Source organism: Streptomyces arenae (assembly GCF_022343545.1).
GTDB lineage: Bacteria > Actinomycetota > Actinomycetes > Streptomycetales > Streptomycetaceae > Streptomyces > Streptomyces humi.
This window is the reverse complement of the sequence record NZ_JAKQYH010000097.1, coordinates 203620-218933: the sequence shown is the minus strand read 5'-3', so window position 1 is coordinate 218933 and position 15314 is coordinate 203620. Positions and strand designations below refer to the sequence as shown.

Sequence of the window (15314 nt, the reverse complement as noted above, 5' to 3'; positions counted from 1 at the left end):
TCGCGCAGTTCCTCGCGCCCCTGGAGGGCGCCGCGGTCGGCGCCCCCTTCCAGTGCCCCCGTCTCCAGCTCCCCCCGGTCAGCCTTCCTGGCTCGACGGCTTTCGCAGGGTCGGGCGGGCCGCCGTCGCGCGTTCCCGCAGCCCCTCCCACCATGCCGACGCAGCCCACAGCGCGCGTACGGCCGACCTGGGAGCGAACAGCGCCCTGAGGCGGGACGGGACGCCGGCCGAGTCGTTGAACGCGGCCGTCACCCTGCGGACGTCGTCCGCGAGCCCGGCCGCAGGCCGCGGCCGCGGCGCGTACAGCACCTGCTCCACCGCGTCCGCCACCCGGTGCACCGAGGCCTCCGCCTCCGGATCGAGACGGCCGAGCAGGACGATCCGGGCGGCGGTGCCGCGCGGGGTCTGCGAGTCGTCCGGCGGGACGCCGAAGTCCCAGACGGTGTCGGTCAGTTCCTGCCAGACGGCCAGCGTGTGCGCCGCCACGCCCTCGGGGCTCCGGTCATGGGCCCCGAGCCGCCGGGCACGCACCCGCTTGCGGTACAGCATCGGCGACAACGGCACCACCGGCACGGCGAGCCCGGCCAGCGCCCACAGCGCCAGCTGCCACCACGGCGGCCCGCTGTCGCTCTGCTGCACCGTGCCCACCGCCGACGGGCTCTCACAGACGCCCTGCTTGCGCAACTGGGGCGTGCAGCCCGCGCTCTCCGACGCCGAGGCGGACGGCGCCGTCGACGTGGCCGTGGAGGGCAGCGCCTCGTTCGGCACCGACGAGCCCGGAGTGTCCGAGACGGTGTACGACGGCGCCGTGCCACGCGTCGGGGTCGGCTCGAAACGGGTCCAGCCCACGCCCTCGAAGTACAGCTCGGGCCAGGCGTGCGCGTCCTTCAGCCCCACCGACACCGACCCGTCCGCCTGCGGGGTGCCGGGCGCGAAGCCCACCGCGACCCGGGCCGGGATGCCCAGCGTCCGCGCCATCGCCGCCATCGCGAAGGAGAAGTGCACGCAGAAGCCGCGCTTCTGCTTCAGGAAGTTCGCGATGGCGCCCTCGCCGCGGCCGACCGCCACCTGGGTGTCGTACTGGAAGCCGCCGGTCACCGCGAAGTAGTCCTGGAGCTTGACCGCCTGCTCGTAGTGGCTGGACGAGCCCGCGGTGACCTGCCTGGCCGTGCGCGCCACCACGGACGGCAGCGAGGAGGGCACCTTGGTGTACTCCTTCCGCAGCGCCGCCGCCGGCTCCGGCGCCGCGGCCAGCTGCTCCGCCGTCGGCTGCACGTTCAGGCTGGTGACCTGGTAGGTCTCACCGCGGGTGTTCTGCCCGTGGTCGCCGACGAGGGTCATGCCGACCGGCTCGTAGCGCCAGGTGCCGGCCACCCGCACCTCGCTCGGCGGGTACGGCATCGGCAGCCAGTCCTGGGCGTACCAGTCGGCGGCCGAGATCGTCGTCCGCACCGTCGCGCGCTTGACGTCGCCGCTCAGGCCGGCCGGGGTGGGGAACTTGTCCGGCACCCCGGTGATGTGCCGCTGGGCCGGCTTCCAGGTGGTGCCGTCGAAGTCGTCCAACGACACGATCCGCAGGTACATGTCGGTGGGGTCGTCGCTGTTGGTGCGGACGGACAGCACCTGGCGGTCCTCGTCCACGTTGAGGCTGTCCCGCAGCGACACCAGCGGGTTGACCGCGGAGATCGTGCCGCCGTTCCCGCTGCCCACGCCGACCCCGGCCCCGGTGCCGTCCAGCAGGCCGCCCTCGATCGAGGGCATCGCGAGCGGCACGAACAGGGCGACGCCCAGCACGGCGAAGCCGATCCGGCGTCCGGTGCGCACCGGGGCGACCGCACCGAGCTCAGGGCCGCCCGGCGACCGGGCGACGCCCCCGAACACCCGGCCCCACTGGGAGAGCCGGTCCCGGCCCTCGGCGAGCAGCAGCATCAGGTAGCCGGCCGCCGCCACCAGGAACCACAGCCAGTCGTACGGCCCGTCGGACAGACCGGCGGCCACCGAGTACAGCGCGAGCAGCGGCAGCCCGGCCGGGGCCGCGCTGCGGAAGGTCACCGCCAGGGTGTCCACGATCAGCCCGACGATCAGCACCCCGCCGACCACCATCAGCCGGATGCCGTCCGACAGCGGCGCGGGTATCGCGTACCGGCTGACGTCCTCGGAGCCCTGCTGGAGCAGGTCGGCGAAGTACCGGAAGGTGCCGGGGCCGGGGATCAGACCGAGGACGGCGTGGCTCCGGGCGAAGACCAGGGTCAGGGCCAGCAGGGAGACCAGGGCCTGTGCGGCCACGGTCAGCGGCCGGGCCAGCGGGACCCGCCGGGCGGCGGCGCCCACGCCCGTCTGGATCGCGACCAGGAACGCCGCCTGGAGCAGCCAGGTCCGCGGGGAGACCAGGGGCAGCAGGGCGCAGGACGCCATCAGGGTCGCCGCGGCCGCGGTGAGGGCCAGCCGGGCCCGTCCGCTCATCACCGTGCCTCCCCGCTGAGCGCGGCCGTCGAGGTGCGCTCCCGGTCGGCCTGCCGCCACAGGTCGGCGAGCGAGGCACCCCGCGGCACGCTGACGGCCGTCCAGCCCGCCTCGCGCAGCATCCGCAGCCGCTCCTCGTGGGCGCCGCCGCCCGGCGGAGGCACGTCGGTGGGTTCGCGTACCCACGTGTCCGGGTCCAGCACGAACGCGACGGCACCGCCGCTGCGCCGGCGCATCTTCGCGGCCACCGCCGCCTGCTCCTCGTCGAGATCGCCCAGGAAGGCCATCAGCAGCCCCTCGTTCCCGCCGCGCAGCACGTCGTAGGCCCGGGAGAGGCCCGCGCCGTCGGAGTGGTCGACCACGGCCAGGGTGTCCATCATCAGCCCGGCCGCGTCCGCCGACTCCTGCGAGCCCGCGAAGCCGTCCGTGCCCTCGCCCGGCACCGAGCTGCCGGTGTCGGTCAACAGCCGCACCGAGAAACCGCGTTCGAGCATGTGGACCAGGACCGAGGCGGCGCCGGACACCGCCCACTCGAAGGCCGAGTCCGGGCCCGCTCCTTCGTAGGCGCCACCCCGGGTGTCGAGGAGCACCGTGCAGCGGGCGCGCTGCGGCTGCTCCTCGCGGCGCACCATCAGCTCGCCGTAGCGGGCGGTGGAACGCCAGTGCACCCGGCGCAGGTCGTCGCCGTAGCGGTAACCGCGCGGGATCACGTCGTCCTCGCCGGCCAGGGCCAGCGAGCGCTGCCGCCCGTCGCCGTACCCCTTCGCCTCGCCGCTGAGCCGGATCGGCGGCAGCGGCTCCACCTTCGGGATGACGGTGAGGGTGTCGAACGTGGAGAAGGAGCGGGTCAGTTCGCACATCCCGAACGGGTCGGTCAGGCGCAGCTGGAGCGGGCCCAGCGGATAGCGGCCGCGCAGGTCCGAGCGGACCCGGTAGGAGACCTCCCGGCGGCCGCCCGGCTCGACCCGGTCCAGGACGAACCGGGGGCGCGGGCCGAGCACGTAGGGCACCCGGTCCTGGAGCATCAGCAGGCCGGTGGGCAGCCGCGAGACGTTGTCCATCCGCAGATGGACCCGGGCCTCGCTGCCCGCCGGTACCCGCGCGGGGGAGAGCCGGCGGCTGCCGGCCACCCGGTAGCGGGTGCGGTAGAGCACGGCCGCGCAGATCAGCGGCAGCACGGCGAGCAGCATCCCGACCCGGCGCAGATCGGCCTGGCCGAGGATGTACGCGCAGATCACCGCCGCGACACCGGCCGCCAGGAAGGAGCGGCCTCGGGTGGTGAGCCCGGCCAGGGCCGTGCGGAACCCGCCCGGCTCCCCGCGGTCGGCCTCCGCCGGGGCGCCCATCACAGACTCCGCGGGGGCTGCTGCGGATACGCCGGCACTCCCCGGCCCAGACCGCCGAAGCCGCTCTGCTGCTGGGGCGCCGCGGGCACCGGGGTGGACTGCAGGATCTCCTGGACCACCTGCTCCGAGGTGCGCCGGTTCAGCTGGGCCTGGGCGGTGGGCAGCAGCCGGTGCGCCAGGACCGCGACCGCGAGCGCCTGCACGTCGTCCGGCAGGGCGTACTCCCGGCCGCTCAGGGCCGCGGACGCCTTCGCCGCGCGCAGCAGGTGCAGCGTCGCGCGCGGGGAGGCGCCGAGTCTGAGGTCGGGGTGGGTGCGGGTGGCGGCGACCAGGTCCACCGCGTACCGGCGGACCGGTTCGGCGACATGGACCCCGCGCACGGCCTCGACGAGCTTCACGATGTCGTGGGCGTGCGCCACCGGCTGGAGGTCGTCCAGGGGGTTGACCGCGCCGTGGATGTCGAGCATCTGCAACTCGGCCTCCACGCTCGGGTAGCCGACCGAGACCCGCGCCATGAAGCGGTCCCGCTGGGCCTCGGGCAGCGGGTAGGTGCCCTCCATCTCGACCGGGTTCTGGGTCGCGACCACCATGAACGGGCTGGGCAGTTCATAGGTCTGCCCGTCGATGGTGACCTGCCGCTCCTCCATCGACTCCAGCAGCGCCGACTGGGTCTTGGGGGAGGCGCGGTTGATCTCGTCGCCGATCACGATCTGCGCGAAGATCGCGCCCGGCTTGAACTCGAAATCCCTGCGCTGCTGGTCCCAGATGGACACGCCGGTGATGTCCGACGGCAGCAGATCGGGAGTGAACTGGATACGCCTCACGGTGCAGTCGATGGACCGTGCCAGCGCCTTCGCCAGCATCGTCTTGCCCACGCCCGGGACATCCTCGATCAGAAGATGCCCCTCGGCGAGCAGTACGGTCAGCGAAAGCCGTACGACCTCCGGCTTGCCCTCGATCACAGCCTCCACCGAACTGCGGACCCGCTCCACAGTGGCGGTCAGATCAGTAAGGCTCGCTCGATCGTCATAGGTCGTCACCCGGCCCTCCTCGGCCCGTTATTGCCCGGGCCGGCGCTCCGTCTCGCATCTCCGGCCCACCCCGAATCACGGACACCACGCGTGAATGGTTCCGCGTGACGTCCCACACCGCATTCTTGCTGCCGTTACCGATTCGTGTCACTCGCCTGTGGACAACTGCCCGCACTATGTCGGTCTTACGGCCTTTCGACCGGCGATTGGACAGCGGGCCGACAGCTTTCGGAGGGACGTTCCGGGGTCTTCAGGAGGTCCGTGAAGTCCAGGAGGACGGTCAGGCGGGGTCGATCTCGCGGAGCAGACCGGCGCGGACGTCGAAGACGAAGCCGCGGACGTCGTCGGTGTGCAGCAGGAACGGCGAGGTGCGCACGCGCTGCATGGACTGCCGTACGTCCTGGTCGACGTCCCGGAAGGACTCCACCGCCCACGCCGGCCGCTGGCCGACCTCCATCTCCAGCTCGGAGCGGAAGTCCTCGGTGAGGGCCTCCAGGCCGCAGTTGGTGTGGTGGATGAGCACGACGCTGCGGGTGCCGAGCTTGCGCTGGCTGATGGTGAGGGAACGGATCACGTCGTCGGTGACCACGCCGCCGGCGTTGCGGATGGTGTGGCAGTCGCCGAGCTGCAGGCCGAGGGCCTTGTGCAGGTCGAGGCGCGCGTCCATGCACGCCACCACGGCCACGTGCAGGACCGGCCGGGCGTCCATGCCGGGGTCGGTGAAGGCGTCGGCGTAAGTCCGGTTGGCGTCGACCAGGCGGTCCGTCACCGTGCCACCGGTGGTTATGGCGCCTTCGGATCCAGTGGGAGCTGCTGCGGAAGTCGTCATAGTCACGACGTTACTGGTCACGGGTGGTCACGGCCTCCTGTGAGAGGGGACAAAGAACGCCATCGTGGCTTGTTGTGAGCTACCCCACAGTGGGGGCAAACCGGGTCCGGGCGGGTGATCGAGCACCAATCGCCGCCCGCCGGGCATGCCGTACGCGCCGCGCAGGCCGGTTGATTGACCGGGCGACACGGTGGACTAAAGTGACGCGAAGCGGGAGGCGAGACTCTCCCCGCTGGTGACATCCCCCGGAGACCCCGGCACGGCGCCCGGGCCGTCTCCCCACGTGCGCGGCGCGCGTACCGAGCGGGCGGGGACCCGGCGGTGCGTCCTCTGCGCCGGAACTGAGAGGCCCCCTTGAGTCAGAGTCGACACGTTCCCGTGATGCTCCAGCGGTGCCTGGACCTGCTGGCACCCGCGCTGGAGGCGCCGGGAAGCGTGGTCGTCGACTGCACCCTCGGCCTCGGCGGCCACAGCGAGGCGCTGCTGACCCGCTTCCCCGAGGCCCGCCTGGTCGCCCTGGACCGCGACACGGCGGCGCTGCGCCTGTCCGGAGAGCGGCTCGCCCGCTTCGGCGAGCGCGCCACCCTGGTGCACGCCGTCTACGACGAGCTCCCCGACGTACTGGACCGCCTCGGCATCGCGCGCGTGCAGGGCGTGCTGTTCGACCTCGGCGTCTCCTCCATGCAGCTCGACGAGGCCGGCCGCGGCTTCGCCTACGCCCAGGACGCACCCCTGGACATGCGGATGGACCAGACGACCGGCATGAGCGCCGCCGAGGTCCTCAACACCTACCCGGCCGGTGACCTGGTCCGCATCCTCTACGCCTACGGCGAGGAGAAGCAGGCCAAGCGGATCGTGTCGGCGATCGTCCGCGAGCGCGAGAAGGAGCCGTTCAGCAACAGCGCCCGGCTCGTCGAGCTGATCCGCGACGCGCTGCCGCAGGCCGCCAAGCGCACCGGCGGCAACCCGGCCAAGCGCACCTTCCAGGCGCTGCGGATCGAGGTCAACGGTGAACTGGCGGTCCTGGAACGGGCGATCCCGGCCGCCGTCAAGGCCCTCGCGGTCGGCGGCCGGATCGCTGTGCTGTCGTACCACTCGCTCGAGGACCGGCTGGTCAAGCAGGTGTTCGCGGCCGGCGCCGCCTCCACCGCGCCGCCCGGGCTGCCGGTGGTGCCCGAGCAGTACCAGCCCCGGCTCAAGCTGCTCACGCGCGGTGCCGAACTTCCCACCGAGGAAGAGGTCGCCGAGAACCGCCGGGCCGCGCCCGCGCGTCTTCGTGGCGCCCAGCGCATCAGGGAGTCCATTGAATGAGCGGCGTGAGCGAGCGGGTGAATGAGCGGCGTGAGCGAGCGGGACGTCCGGACCCTCCGGAGGACACGTGAGTAGGAAACCCGAGCTGAGGGGGCGGGCCGCCCGCCTCGCCCGGCTCTTTCCGGCCGGCCGGGGCAACCAGGCCGCCCGCACCCCGTTCGTGCTGCTCGTCGTCCTGCTCCTCGGCGGCGGTCTGATCGGTCTGCTGGTGCTGAACTCGGCGCTCAGCGAGGGCTCGTTCAAACTCGACGACCTCCAGAAGCAGACCAAGAACCTCACCGACGAGGAACAGGCCCTCCAGCGGGACATCGACGCCTACTCGGCCCCCGACGCCCTCCAGCGCCGGGCCCGCGAACTCGGCATGGTGCCCGGCGGCGACCCGGTCTTCCTGGACCCGGACGGCACGGTGAAGGGCGTCCCGAGTCCCGCCGCCCTGCTCGGGTCCAGCGCGGACGGCACCCGGCCGCTCGCCCCCGAGGCCCTCCGCGTGCCGTCCGCCGCCGGCCCGACAGGGACCCCGGGGGCCCCGGTGGACACACCGCCGGACACCCTGACGGACACGCCGGAGACCCTGACGGACACGCCGTCGGCCACCGCCTCCGTGCCGTTGACGGCCACCACCGCCCCCACGCCCGTGACCACCCCGACCCCGACCCCCGGCAGGTGACGGAAGTGTCCGACAGGGAACCGCGCCGCCGTGTGCCCGGCCCCGCCAAGCCGCCCCGCCCCCGGGACCCCCGCGATCCCCGGGGCGCCGTCCGCCGGCAGCCCGGACCCGGTGCCCGCCCGGTGCGCCGCCCGAGCGCGTCCCGGGCCCCGGCCCAGCCCCCGCTGCGCCTCGGCAGCCCCCGCCCGCGGCTGCGCATGGTCGGCCTCGCCCTCACCCTCGTCCTGCTCGTCTTCGTCGGCCGACTGCTCCAGGTGCAGGCCGTCGACGCCAGCGCCTACGCGGCCAAGGCCGAGCTGAACCGCTACGTGGTGCACACCCTGACCGCCGAGCGCGGCGGGATCACCGACCGCAACGGCGTGGCCCTCGCGATCAGCGAGGACGCGTACGACATCACCGCCGACCCGACGATGTTCACCAGCAAGCAGCTCAAGGTGGACGACGGCCCCGAGCAGGCCGCCGCGCTGCTCGCCCCGATCCTCGGCAAGACCCAGGCCGACCTGGTCAAGCTGCTCCGGCCGGCGAACAGGGAGCTGCGCTACGTCCGGCTCGCCACCCGGCAGACCCCGCAGGTCTGGAAGCAGATCAAGGACCTGAAGGCCGCGCTCACCACCAAGGCCTCGACCGACAACAACACCGTCAACGTGCTGGCCGGCGTCTTCGCCGACCCCAGCAGTCAGCGGGTGTACCCGAACGGCGACCTGGCCGCCGGGATACTGGGCTGGGTCAACGCCGACGGCAAGGGCGGCGGCGGTATCGAGCAGCAGCTCGACAAGGAGCTCTCCGGCAAGGACGGCAAGATCCGCTACGCCCAGTCCGGCGGCCGCGAGGTGCCCACCGTGGCGTCCACCGAGACGCCCGCGGTGCCCGGCACCGACGTGGAGCTCACCATCGACCGCGACATCCAGTGGGCCGCCCAGAACGCCATCACCGAGCAGGTCAAGAAGTCCAAGGCGGACCGCGGCTACGTGGTCGTCCAGGACACCAGGACCGGTCAGATCCTGGCCATGGCCGACTCGCCCGGCTTCGACCCGAACGACCTGTCGACGGCGGACGCCGAGGCGATGGGCAACGCGGCCCTCCAGGACGCCTACGAGCCCGGCTCCACCGCCAAGGTCATGTCGATGGCGGCTGTCCTGGAACGGAACGTGGCGACCCCCCTCACCCACGTGGTGGTCCCCAACCGGCTGCACCGCGGCGACCGGCTCTTCAAGGACGACGTCGACCACGACACCTGGTACCTCACGCTCAACGGCGTGCTCGCCAAGTCCAGCAACATCGGCACCATCCTCGCCGCCGGCCAGCTCGGCAGGACCCAGGAACAGGCCAACCAGGTCCTCTACTCGTACCTGCGCAAGTTCGGCATCGGCAGCTACTCCGGGCTCGGCTTCCCCGGCGAGACCAAGGGCATCCTGGCCGCCCCGGACAAGTGGTCGACCTCGCAGCAGTACACGATCCCTTTCGGCCAGGGCTTCTCCATCAACGCCATGCAGGCGGCCTCCGTCTACTCGACGATCGCCAACGGCGGGGTCCGCGTCGACCCGACCCTGATCCGCGGCTCTAAGGGCGCCGACGGCCGCTTCACCCCGGCCGCCCAGCCCAAGAAGTCCCGCGTGGTCAGCGCGAAGACCGCCGACACCCTGGCCGAGATGCTGGAGTCGGTCGTCGACGACGAGCAGGGCACCGGCGCCAAGGCGGCCATCCCCGGCTACAACGTCGCCGGCAAGACCGGCACCGCCAACCGAGTGGATCCGGCCACCGGCAGGTACCGCGGCTACACCTCGTCCTTCGCCGGGTTCGCCCCCGCGGACAAGCCCCGCATCACCGTGTACTGCGCCATCCAGAACGCCACCGCCGGCAGCTACTTCGGCGGCCAGATCTGCGGCCCGATCTACAAGCAGGTGATGGAGTTCGCCCTCAAGACCCTCCAGATCCCGCCCACCGGCGCCAGGGCGGCGAACCTGCCCGTCGACTACAAGCCCTGATCAGCGCCGCAGCACCGCGCACAGACCACCAGGAACGAGCCCGTGACAACGATCACTCCCGATCCCGGCAACCCCGGCACCCCGCGCCCCTCACTTCGCCCCGGAGCGGGTACGCCCGGTACGCTCACCGCCGTGCCACACGCTGATCAGTCCCAAACCACCCAGAAGGGCGCTTCCGTGACATATCCGGGGCCGCCACGACCGGTTCAGAACCCCGCCACACCCCTCGCGGAGCTCGCCGATCAGCTGGGGACCGCCGTCCCGGACCGCGCGGACAACGCCGTGGAGGTCACGGGCATCACCCATGACTCACGCGCGGTCCGCCCCGGCGATCTGTACGCCGCCCTGCCGGGCGCCCGCGCGCACGGCGCCGACTTCGTCACCCAGGCCGCCGGCCTGGGCGCGGTCGCCGTACTCGTGGACCCGACGGGCGCCGAGCGGGCCGCCGCGACCGGCCTGCCGGTCCTGGTCGTCGACGACCCGCGCGCGCGGATGGGCGAGCTCGCGGCCACCATCTACGGCAGGCCCGGCCGCGACCTGCTCCAGATCGGCATCACCGGCACCTCGGGCAAGACCACCACGGCCTACCTGGTCGAGGGTGGCCTGAAGTCGACCCGCAACACCGGCCTCATCGGCACGGTCGAGATGCGCATCGGCGACGAGCGCATCAAGTCCGAGCGCACCACCCCCGAGGCCACCGACCTCCAGGCCCTGTTCGCGGTCATGCGCGAGCGGGGGGTCGAGGCGGTCGCCATGGAGGTCTCCAGCCACGCCCTGGTCCTCGGCCGGGTCGACGGCTGTGTCTTCGACATCGCCGTCTTCACCAACCTCAGCCCGGAACACATGGAGTTCCACTCCGGCATGGAGGACTACTTCCAGGCCAAGGCGCAGTTGTTCACCCCGCGGCGCAGCAGGCGGGGCGTGGTCAACGTGGACGACGAGTACGGCCGCCGGCTCGCCCGGGAGGCCACCGTCCCGGTGGTCACCTACTCCGCCGAGGGCCACCCGGACGCCGACTGGCGTGCCACCGACGTCCACATCGGCCCGATGGACTCCACGTTCACCGTCGTCGGGCCCGAGGGCGTCCGGATCGCCGCCAAGTCGCCGCTGCCCGGGCCCTTCAACGTGGCGAACACCCTCGCCGCGATCGTCGCCCTCGCTGCCGCGGGAATCGAACCGCAGACCGCCGCCGACGGCGTCGCCGCCGTTCCCGGGGTCCCGGGCCGCCTGGAGCGCGTGGACGCCGGACAGCCCTACCTCGCGGTCGTGGACTACGCGCACAAGACGGACGCCGTCGAGTCCGTCCTCAGGGCCCTGCGCAAGGTCACCAAGGGCCGGCTGCTGATCGTCCTCGGCTGCGGCGGCGACCGCGACCGCACCAAGCGCGCCCCGATGGGCGCCGCCGCGGCCCGGCTCGCCGACACGGCCGTACTGACCTCCGACAACCCCCGTTCCGAGGACCCCCTCGCCATTCTCGCGACCATGCTCGAAGGCGCCGCCTCGGTGCCCGCCCACGAGCGCGGGGAGGTGCTGCTCTTCGAGGAGCGGGCCGCCGCGATCGAGGCCGCCGTCGCCCGGGCGCACCCCGGCGACACCGTGCTGGTCGCCGGCAAGGGCCACGAGCAGGGCCAGGACATCGCCGGCGTGATCCGTCCCTTCGACGACCGCCAGGTGCTTCGCGAAGCCATCCGGAAAACCCAGGGATGAAAATCCAGAAGACCCAGGGGATGAACTTGTGATCGCCCTCTCTCTCGCCGAGATCGCAGCAGTCGTCGGCGGGCAGACGCACGACATACCGGATCCGTCCGTCCAGGTCACCGGGGAGGTCGTCCGGGACTCCCGGGAGGCCGGACCGGGCAGCCTGTTCGCCGCCTTCGTGGGCGAACGCGTGGACGGCCACGACTTCGCGGCCCAGGTCGTCGCACAGGGCGCGGTCGCCGTACTGGCGTCGCGTCCCGTCGGCGTGCCCGCGATCGTCGTGGACGACGTCCAGACCGCCCTCGGCGCCCTGGCCCGTCATGTCGTACGACGGCTCGGCGCGACCCTCGTGGCGCTGACCGGCTCGGCCGGCAAGACCAGTACCAAGGATCTCATCGCCCAGGTGCTGCGCACCAAGGCGCCGACCGTCTTCACGCCGGGCTCCCTCAACAACGAGATCGGGCTGCCGCTGACCGCCCTGTCCGCCACCGAGGAGACGAGGTTCCTGGTGCTGGAGATGGGCGCCCGCGGCATCGGGCACATCCGCTACCTGGCGGACCTGACGCCCCCGCGGATCGGCCTGGTCCTCAACGTCGGCACCGCCCACATCGGCGAGTTCGGCGGCCGGGAGCAGATCGCCCAGGCCAAGGGCGAGTTGGTGGAGGCGCTGCCGTCGGCCGACGAGGGCGGCGCCGCGATCCTCAACGCGGACGACCCGTTGGTCCGGGCCATGGCCTCCCGTACCAAGGCGAAGGTGGTCCTTTTCGGAGAGTCGGCCGAAGCGGACGTACGCGCCGAGAACGTACGACTCACGGACACGGGACAGCCCGCGTTCAGCCTTCACACACCCTCCGGTGCAAGCGATGTGACCATGCGCCTGTACGGTGAGCACCACGTGTCGAACGCGCTCGCCGCGGCCGCCGTCGCCCATGAGCTGGGCATGTCCGTGGATGAGATCGCCACCGCGCTCTCCGAGGCGGGCTCCCTCTCCCGCTGGCGTATGGAGGTCACCGAGCGCCCGGACGGCGTGACCATCGTCAACGACGCCTACAACGCCAACCCCGAGTCCATGCGAGCCGCGCTGCGCGCGCTCGCGGCCATGGGCACAGCCTCACAGGCAAGGGGGGGACGCACGTGGGCGGTGCTCGGCAAGATGGCCGAGCTCGGGGACGAGGCGCTCGCCGAGCACGACGCGGTCGGACGGCTCGCCGTCCGGCTCAATGTCGGCAAGCTCGTCGCCGTCGGGGGAGTGGAAGCCTCCTGGCTGCAACTGGGCGCATATAACGAGGGTTCGTGGGGTGAGGAGTCGGTGCACGTGTCCGACGCACAGGCGGCGGTCGACCTGTTGCGCAGCGAGTTGCGCCCGGGGGACGTCGTACTCGTGAAGGCGTCACGTTCGGTGGGCCTGGAGAGCGTTGCGCAGGCGCTCCTGGAGTCCGGTGCCGAGGGTGTTGATGCCCGATGATGAAGCAGATCCTCTTCTCGGGTGTCATCGGTCTCTTCCTGACGCTGATCGGCACCCCGCTGCTGATCAAGCTCCTCGCCCGCAAGGGCTACGGCCAGTACATCCGTGACGACGGCCCGCGCGAGCACGCCAGCAAGCGCGGTACGCCGACGATGGGCGGTATCGCCTTCATCCTGTCGACGGTCGCCGCCTACTTCCTGTCCAAGGTGATCACCGGCTACACCCCGACCTACTCGGGCCTGCTGGTGCTCGTCCTGATGTGCGGGATGGGCCTGGTCGGCTTCCTGGACGACTACATCAAGATCGTCAAGCGGCGTTCGCTGGGTCTGCGGGCCAAGGCGAAGATGGCCGGGCAGCTGATCGTCGGCATCTCCTTCGCGGTGCTGTCGCTCCAGTTCGCCGACGCCCGCGGCAACACCCCGGCCTCCACCAAGCTTTCCTTCATCACGGACTTCGGCTGGACCATCGGCCCGGTGCTGTTCGTGGTCTGGGCGCTCTTCATGATCCTGGCGATGTCCAACGGCGTGAACCTGACGGACGGTCTGGACGGCCTCGCCACCGGCGCCTCGGTGCTCGTCTTCGGCGCCTACACGTTCATCGGCGTCTGGCAGTTCCAGGAGTCCTGCGCCAACGCGACGACGCTGACCAACCCCAACGCCTGCTACGAGGTGCGCGATCCGCTGGACCTCGCGGTCATCGCCTCCGCGCTGATGGGTTCCTGCCTCGGCTTCCTGTGGTGGAACACCTCGCCGGCCAAGATCTTCATGGGTGACACCGGTTCGCTCGCGCTCGGCGGTGTGCTCACCGGTCTCGCGATCCTGTCCCGCACCGAACTCCTCGTGGCCATCATGGGCGGCCTGTTCGTCCTCATCACCATGTCGGTGGTCATCCAGGTCGGCTCCTTCCGGCTCACCGGGAAGCGCGTCTTCCGGATGGCGCCGCTCCAGCACCACTTCGAACTCAAGGGCTGGTCCGAGGTACTTGTGGTGGTCCGTTTCTGGATCATCCAGGGCATCTGTGTGATTGTCGGACTGGGCCTCTTCTACGCAGGATGGGCAGCGGACAAGTGACCTCCACGGTGCCTACCGGTCCTTCTGACTTCCAGGGCAAGCACGTCACCGTCGCCGGGCTCGGCGTCTCCGGGGTCCCGGCGGCCAAGGTGCTGCACGCGCGCGGGGCGATCGTCACGGTCGTCAACGACGGCGACGACGCCCGCGCGCGCGAGCAGGCCGCAGAACTGGAGGCGCTGGGCGTCGCGGTCCGGCTCGGTGACGGCGCGACCCTGCCGGAGGGCACCGAACTGATCGTCACCGCGCCCGGCTGGAAGCCCGACAAGCCGCTCTTCCAGGCCGCCCGCGAGGCCGGCGTCGACATCTGGGGCGATGTCGAGCTGGCCTGGCGGCTCCGGGGCCCCGACGCGGCCCCCTGGCTCGCCGTCACGGGCACCAACGGCAAGACCACCACCGTCCAGATGCTGACGTCCATCCTGAAGGCCGCGGGCCTGCGCACGGCCGCCGTCGGCAACATCGGCGTCTCGCTCCTCGACGCGGTCCTCGGGGACGAGCGGTACGACGTCCTGGCCGTGGAGTTGTCGAGCTATCAGCTGCACTGGGCGCCCTCCCTGCGCGCCCACTCGGCGGCCGTGCTGAACCTCGCCCCCGACCACCTCGACTGGCACGGCTCCATGGAGGCCTACGCGGCCGACAAGGGCCGCGTCTACGAGGGCAACAAGGTCGCCTGCGTGTACAACGTCGCCGACAAGCTCACCGAGGACCTGGTCCGCGAGGCCGACGTCGAGGAGGGCTGCCGGGCCATCGGCTTCACCCTCGGCACCCCGGGCCCCTCCCAACTCGGCGTCGTGGACGGCATCCTGGTCGACCGCGCCTTCGTCGAGAACCGGCAGAAGAACGCCCAGGAGCTCGCCGAGGTCTCCGACGTCAACCCGCCGGCTCCGCACAACATCGCCAACGCCCTTGCCGCGGCGGCCCTCGCGCGCGCCTTCGGGGTGCCGCCCACGGCCGTCCGTGACGGGCTGCGGAACTTCTCCCCGGACGCCCACCGCATCGCGCACGTCGCCGACGTGGACGGGGTCGCGTACATCGACGACTCCAAGGCGACCAACACGCACGCGGCGGAAGCCTCGTTGGCGTCATATGAACCGATCGTATGGATTGCGGGCGGTCTGGCGAAGGGCGCCACCTTCGACGAACTGGTCGCCAAGTCGGCGAAGCGGCTCCGCGGCGCGGTGCTGATCGGCGCCGATCGCGCCCTCATCCGGGACGCCCTCGCGCGACACGCGCCGGAAGTACCCGTCGTCGACCTCGACCGGACCGACACTGGGGCGATGCTCGCGGCGGTCCAGGAGGCCCGGCGGCTCGCCGTCCCGGGAGACACGGTGCTCCTCGCACCCGCCTGTGCCTCCATGGACATGTTCGCCAACTACAACCAGCGCGGTGACGCGTTCGCCCAGGCCGTTCGCGAACTCGGCGCCTGACCCGGCCGCCTGCCGGGCGACCTTG

At 71.9% G+C, this 15314-nt stretch carries 11 protein-coding genes; 7 read left to right on the top strand and 4 right to left on the bottom strand.

Going from position 1 to position 15314, the window contains the following annotated elements; genetic code table 11:
- Window positions 1-78 precede the first annotated feature (78 nt).
- From MB828_RS46290 to MB828_RS46275, 4 genes are all read right to left on the bottom strand, one after another.
- Window positions 79-2463 (bottom strand): transglutaminase TgpA family protein, encoded by a 2385-nt coding sequence (locus MB828_RS46290; protein ID WP_301653388.1) that lies wholly within the window; start codon window positions 2461-2463, stop codon window positions 79-81.
- Complete coding sequence (locus MB828_RS46285) at window positions 2463-3809, bottom strand: DUF58 domain-containing protein (protein WP_133028257.1); 1347 nt, start codon at window positions 3807-3809, stop codon at window positions 2463-2465. Before MB828_RS46285 ends, MB828_RS46290 begins: the two co-directional genes overlap by 1 nt.
- Entirely contained in the window at window positions 3809-4849 is a 1041-nt protein-coding gene (locus MB828_RS46280; RefSeq protein ID WP_133028258.1) for an AAA family ATPase, read from the bottom strand. The genes MB828_RS46285 and MB828_RS46280 overlap by 1 nt, the downstream gene beginning before the upstream one ends.
- 271 nt (window positions 4850-5120) lie before the next feature.
- Window positions 5121-5669: a beta-class carbonic anhydrase gene (locus MB828_RS46275; RefSeq protein WP_301653387.1), complete on the bottom strand. Its 549-nt coding sequence runs from the start codon at window positions 5667-5669 to the stop codon at window positions 5121-5123.
- Window positions 5670-6023: 354 nt separating this feature from the next.
- On the opposite strand from MB828_RS46275, the gene rsmH reads away from it, so the two are divergent.
- From rsmH to murD, 7 genes are all read left to right on the top strand, one after another.
- Window positions 6024-6980, top strand: a complete 957-nt coding sequence (gene rsmH / locus MB828_RS46270) for a 16S rRNA (cytosine(1402)-N(4))-methyltransferase RsmH (protein WP_133028260.1) — start codon at window positions 6024-6026, stop codon at window positions 6978-6980.
- Window positions 6981-7047: 67 nt separating this feature from the next.
- Complete coding sequence (locus MB828_RS46265; RefSeq protein ID WP_301653386.1) at window positions 7048-7647, top strand: FtsB family cell division protein; 600 nt, start codon at window positions 7048-7050, stop codon at window positions 7645-7647.
- A gap of 5 nt (window positions 7648-7652) precedes the next feature.
- Window positions 7653-9632 (top strand): peptidoglycan D,D-transpeptidase FtsI family protein, encoded by a 1980-nt coding sequence (locus MB828_RS46260; RefSeq protein ID WP_301653385.1) that lies wholly within the window; start codon window positions 7653-7655, stop codon window positions 9630-9632.
- Between the two features lie 177 nt (window positions 9633-9809).
- Entirely contained in the window at window positions 9810-11339 is a 1530-nt protein-coding gene (locus MB828_RS46255) for a UDP-N-acetylmuramoyl-L-alanyl-D-glutamate--2,6-diaminopimelate ligase (RefSeq protein ID WP_301653384.1), read from the top strand.
- 28 nt (window positions 11340-11367) lie between these two features.
- On the top strand, window positions 11368-12795 hold the full coding sequence (locus MB828_RS46250) for a UDP-N-acetylmuramoyl-tripeptide--D-alanyl-D-alanine ligase (protein WP_133028263.1): 1428 nt from the start codon (window positions 11368-11370) through the stop codon (window positions 12793-12795).
- Complete coding sequence (gene mraY, locus MB828_RS46245) at window positions 12795-13865, top strand: phospho-N-acetylmuramoyl-pentapeptide-transferase (RefSeq protein WP_301653436.1); 1071 nt, start codon at window positions 12795-12797, stop codon at window positions 13863-13865. The genes MB828_RS46250 and mraY overlap by 1 nt, the downstream gene beginning before the upstream one ends.
- Window positions 13847-15289, top strand: coding sequence for a UDP-N-acetylmuramoyl-L-alanine--D-glutamate ligase (gene murD, locus MB828_RS46240; protein WP_301653383.1), 1443 nt, complete (start codon window positions 13847-13849; stop codon window positions 15287-15289). Before mraY ends, murD begins: the two co-directional genes overlap by 19 nt.
- Window positions 15290-15314 lie beyond the last annotated feature (25 nt).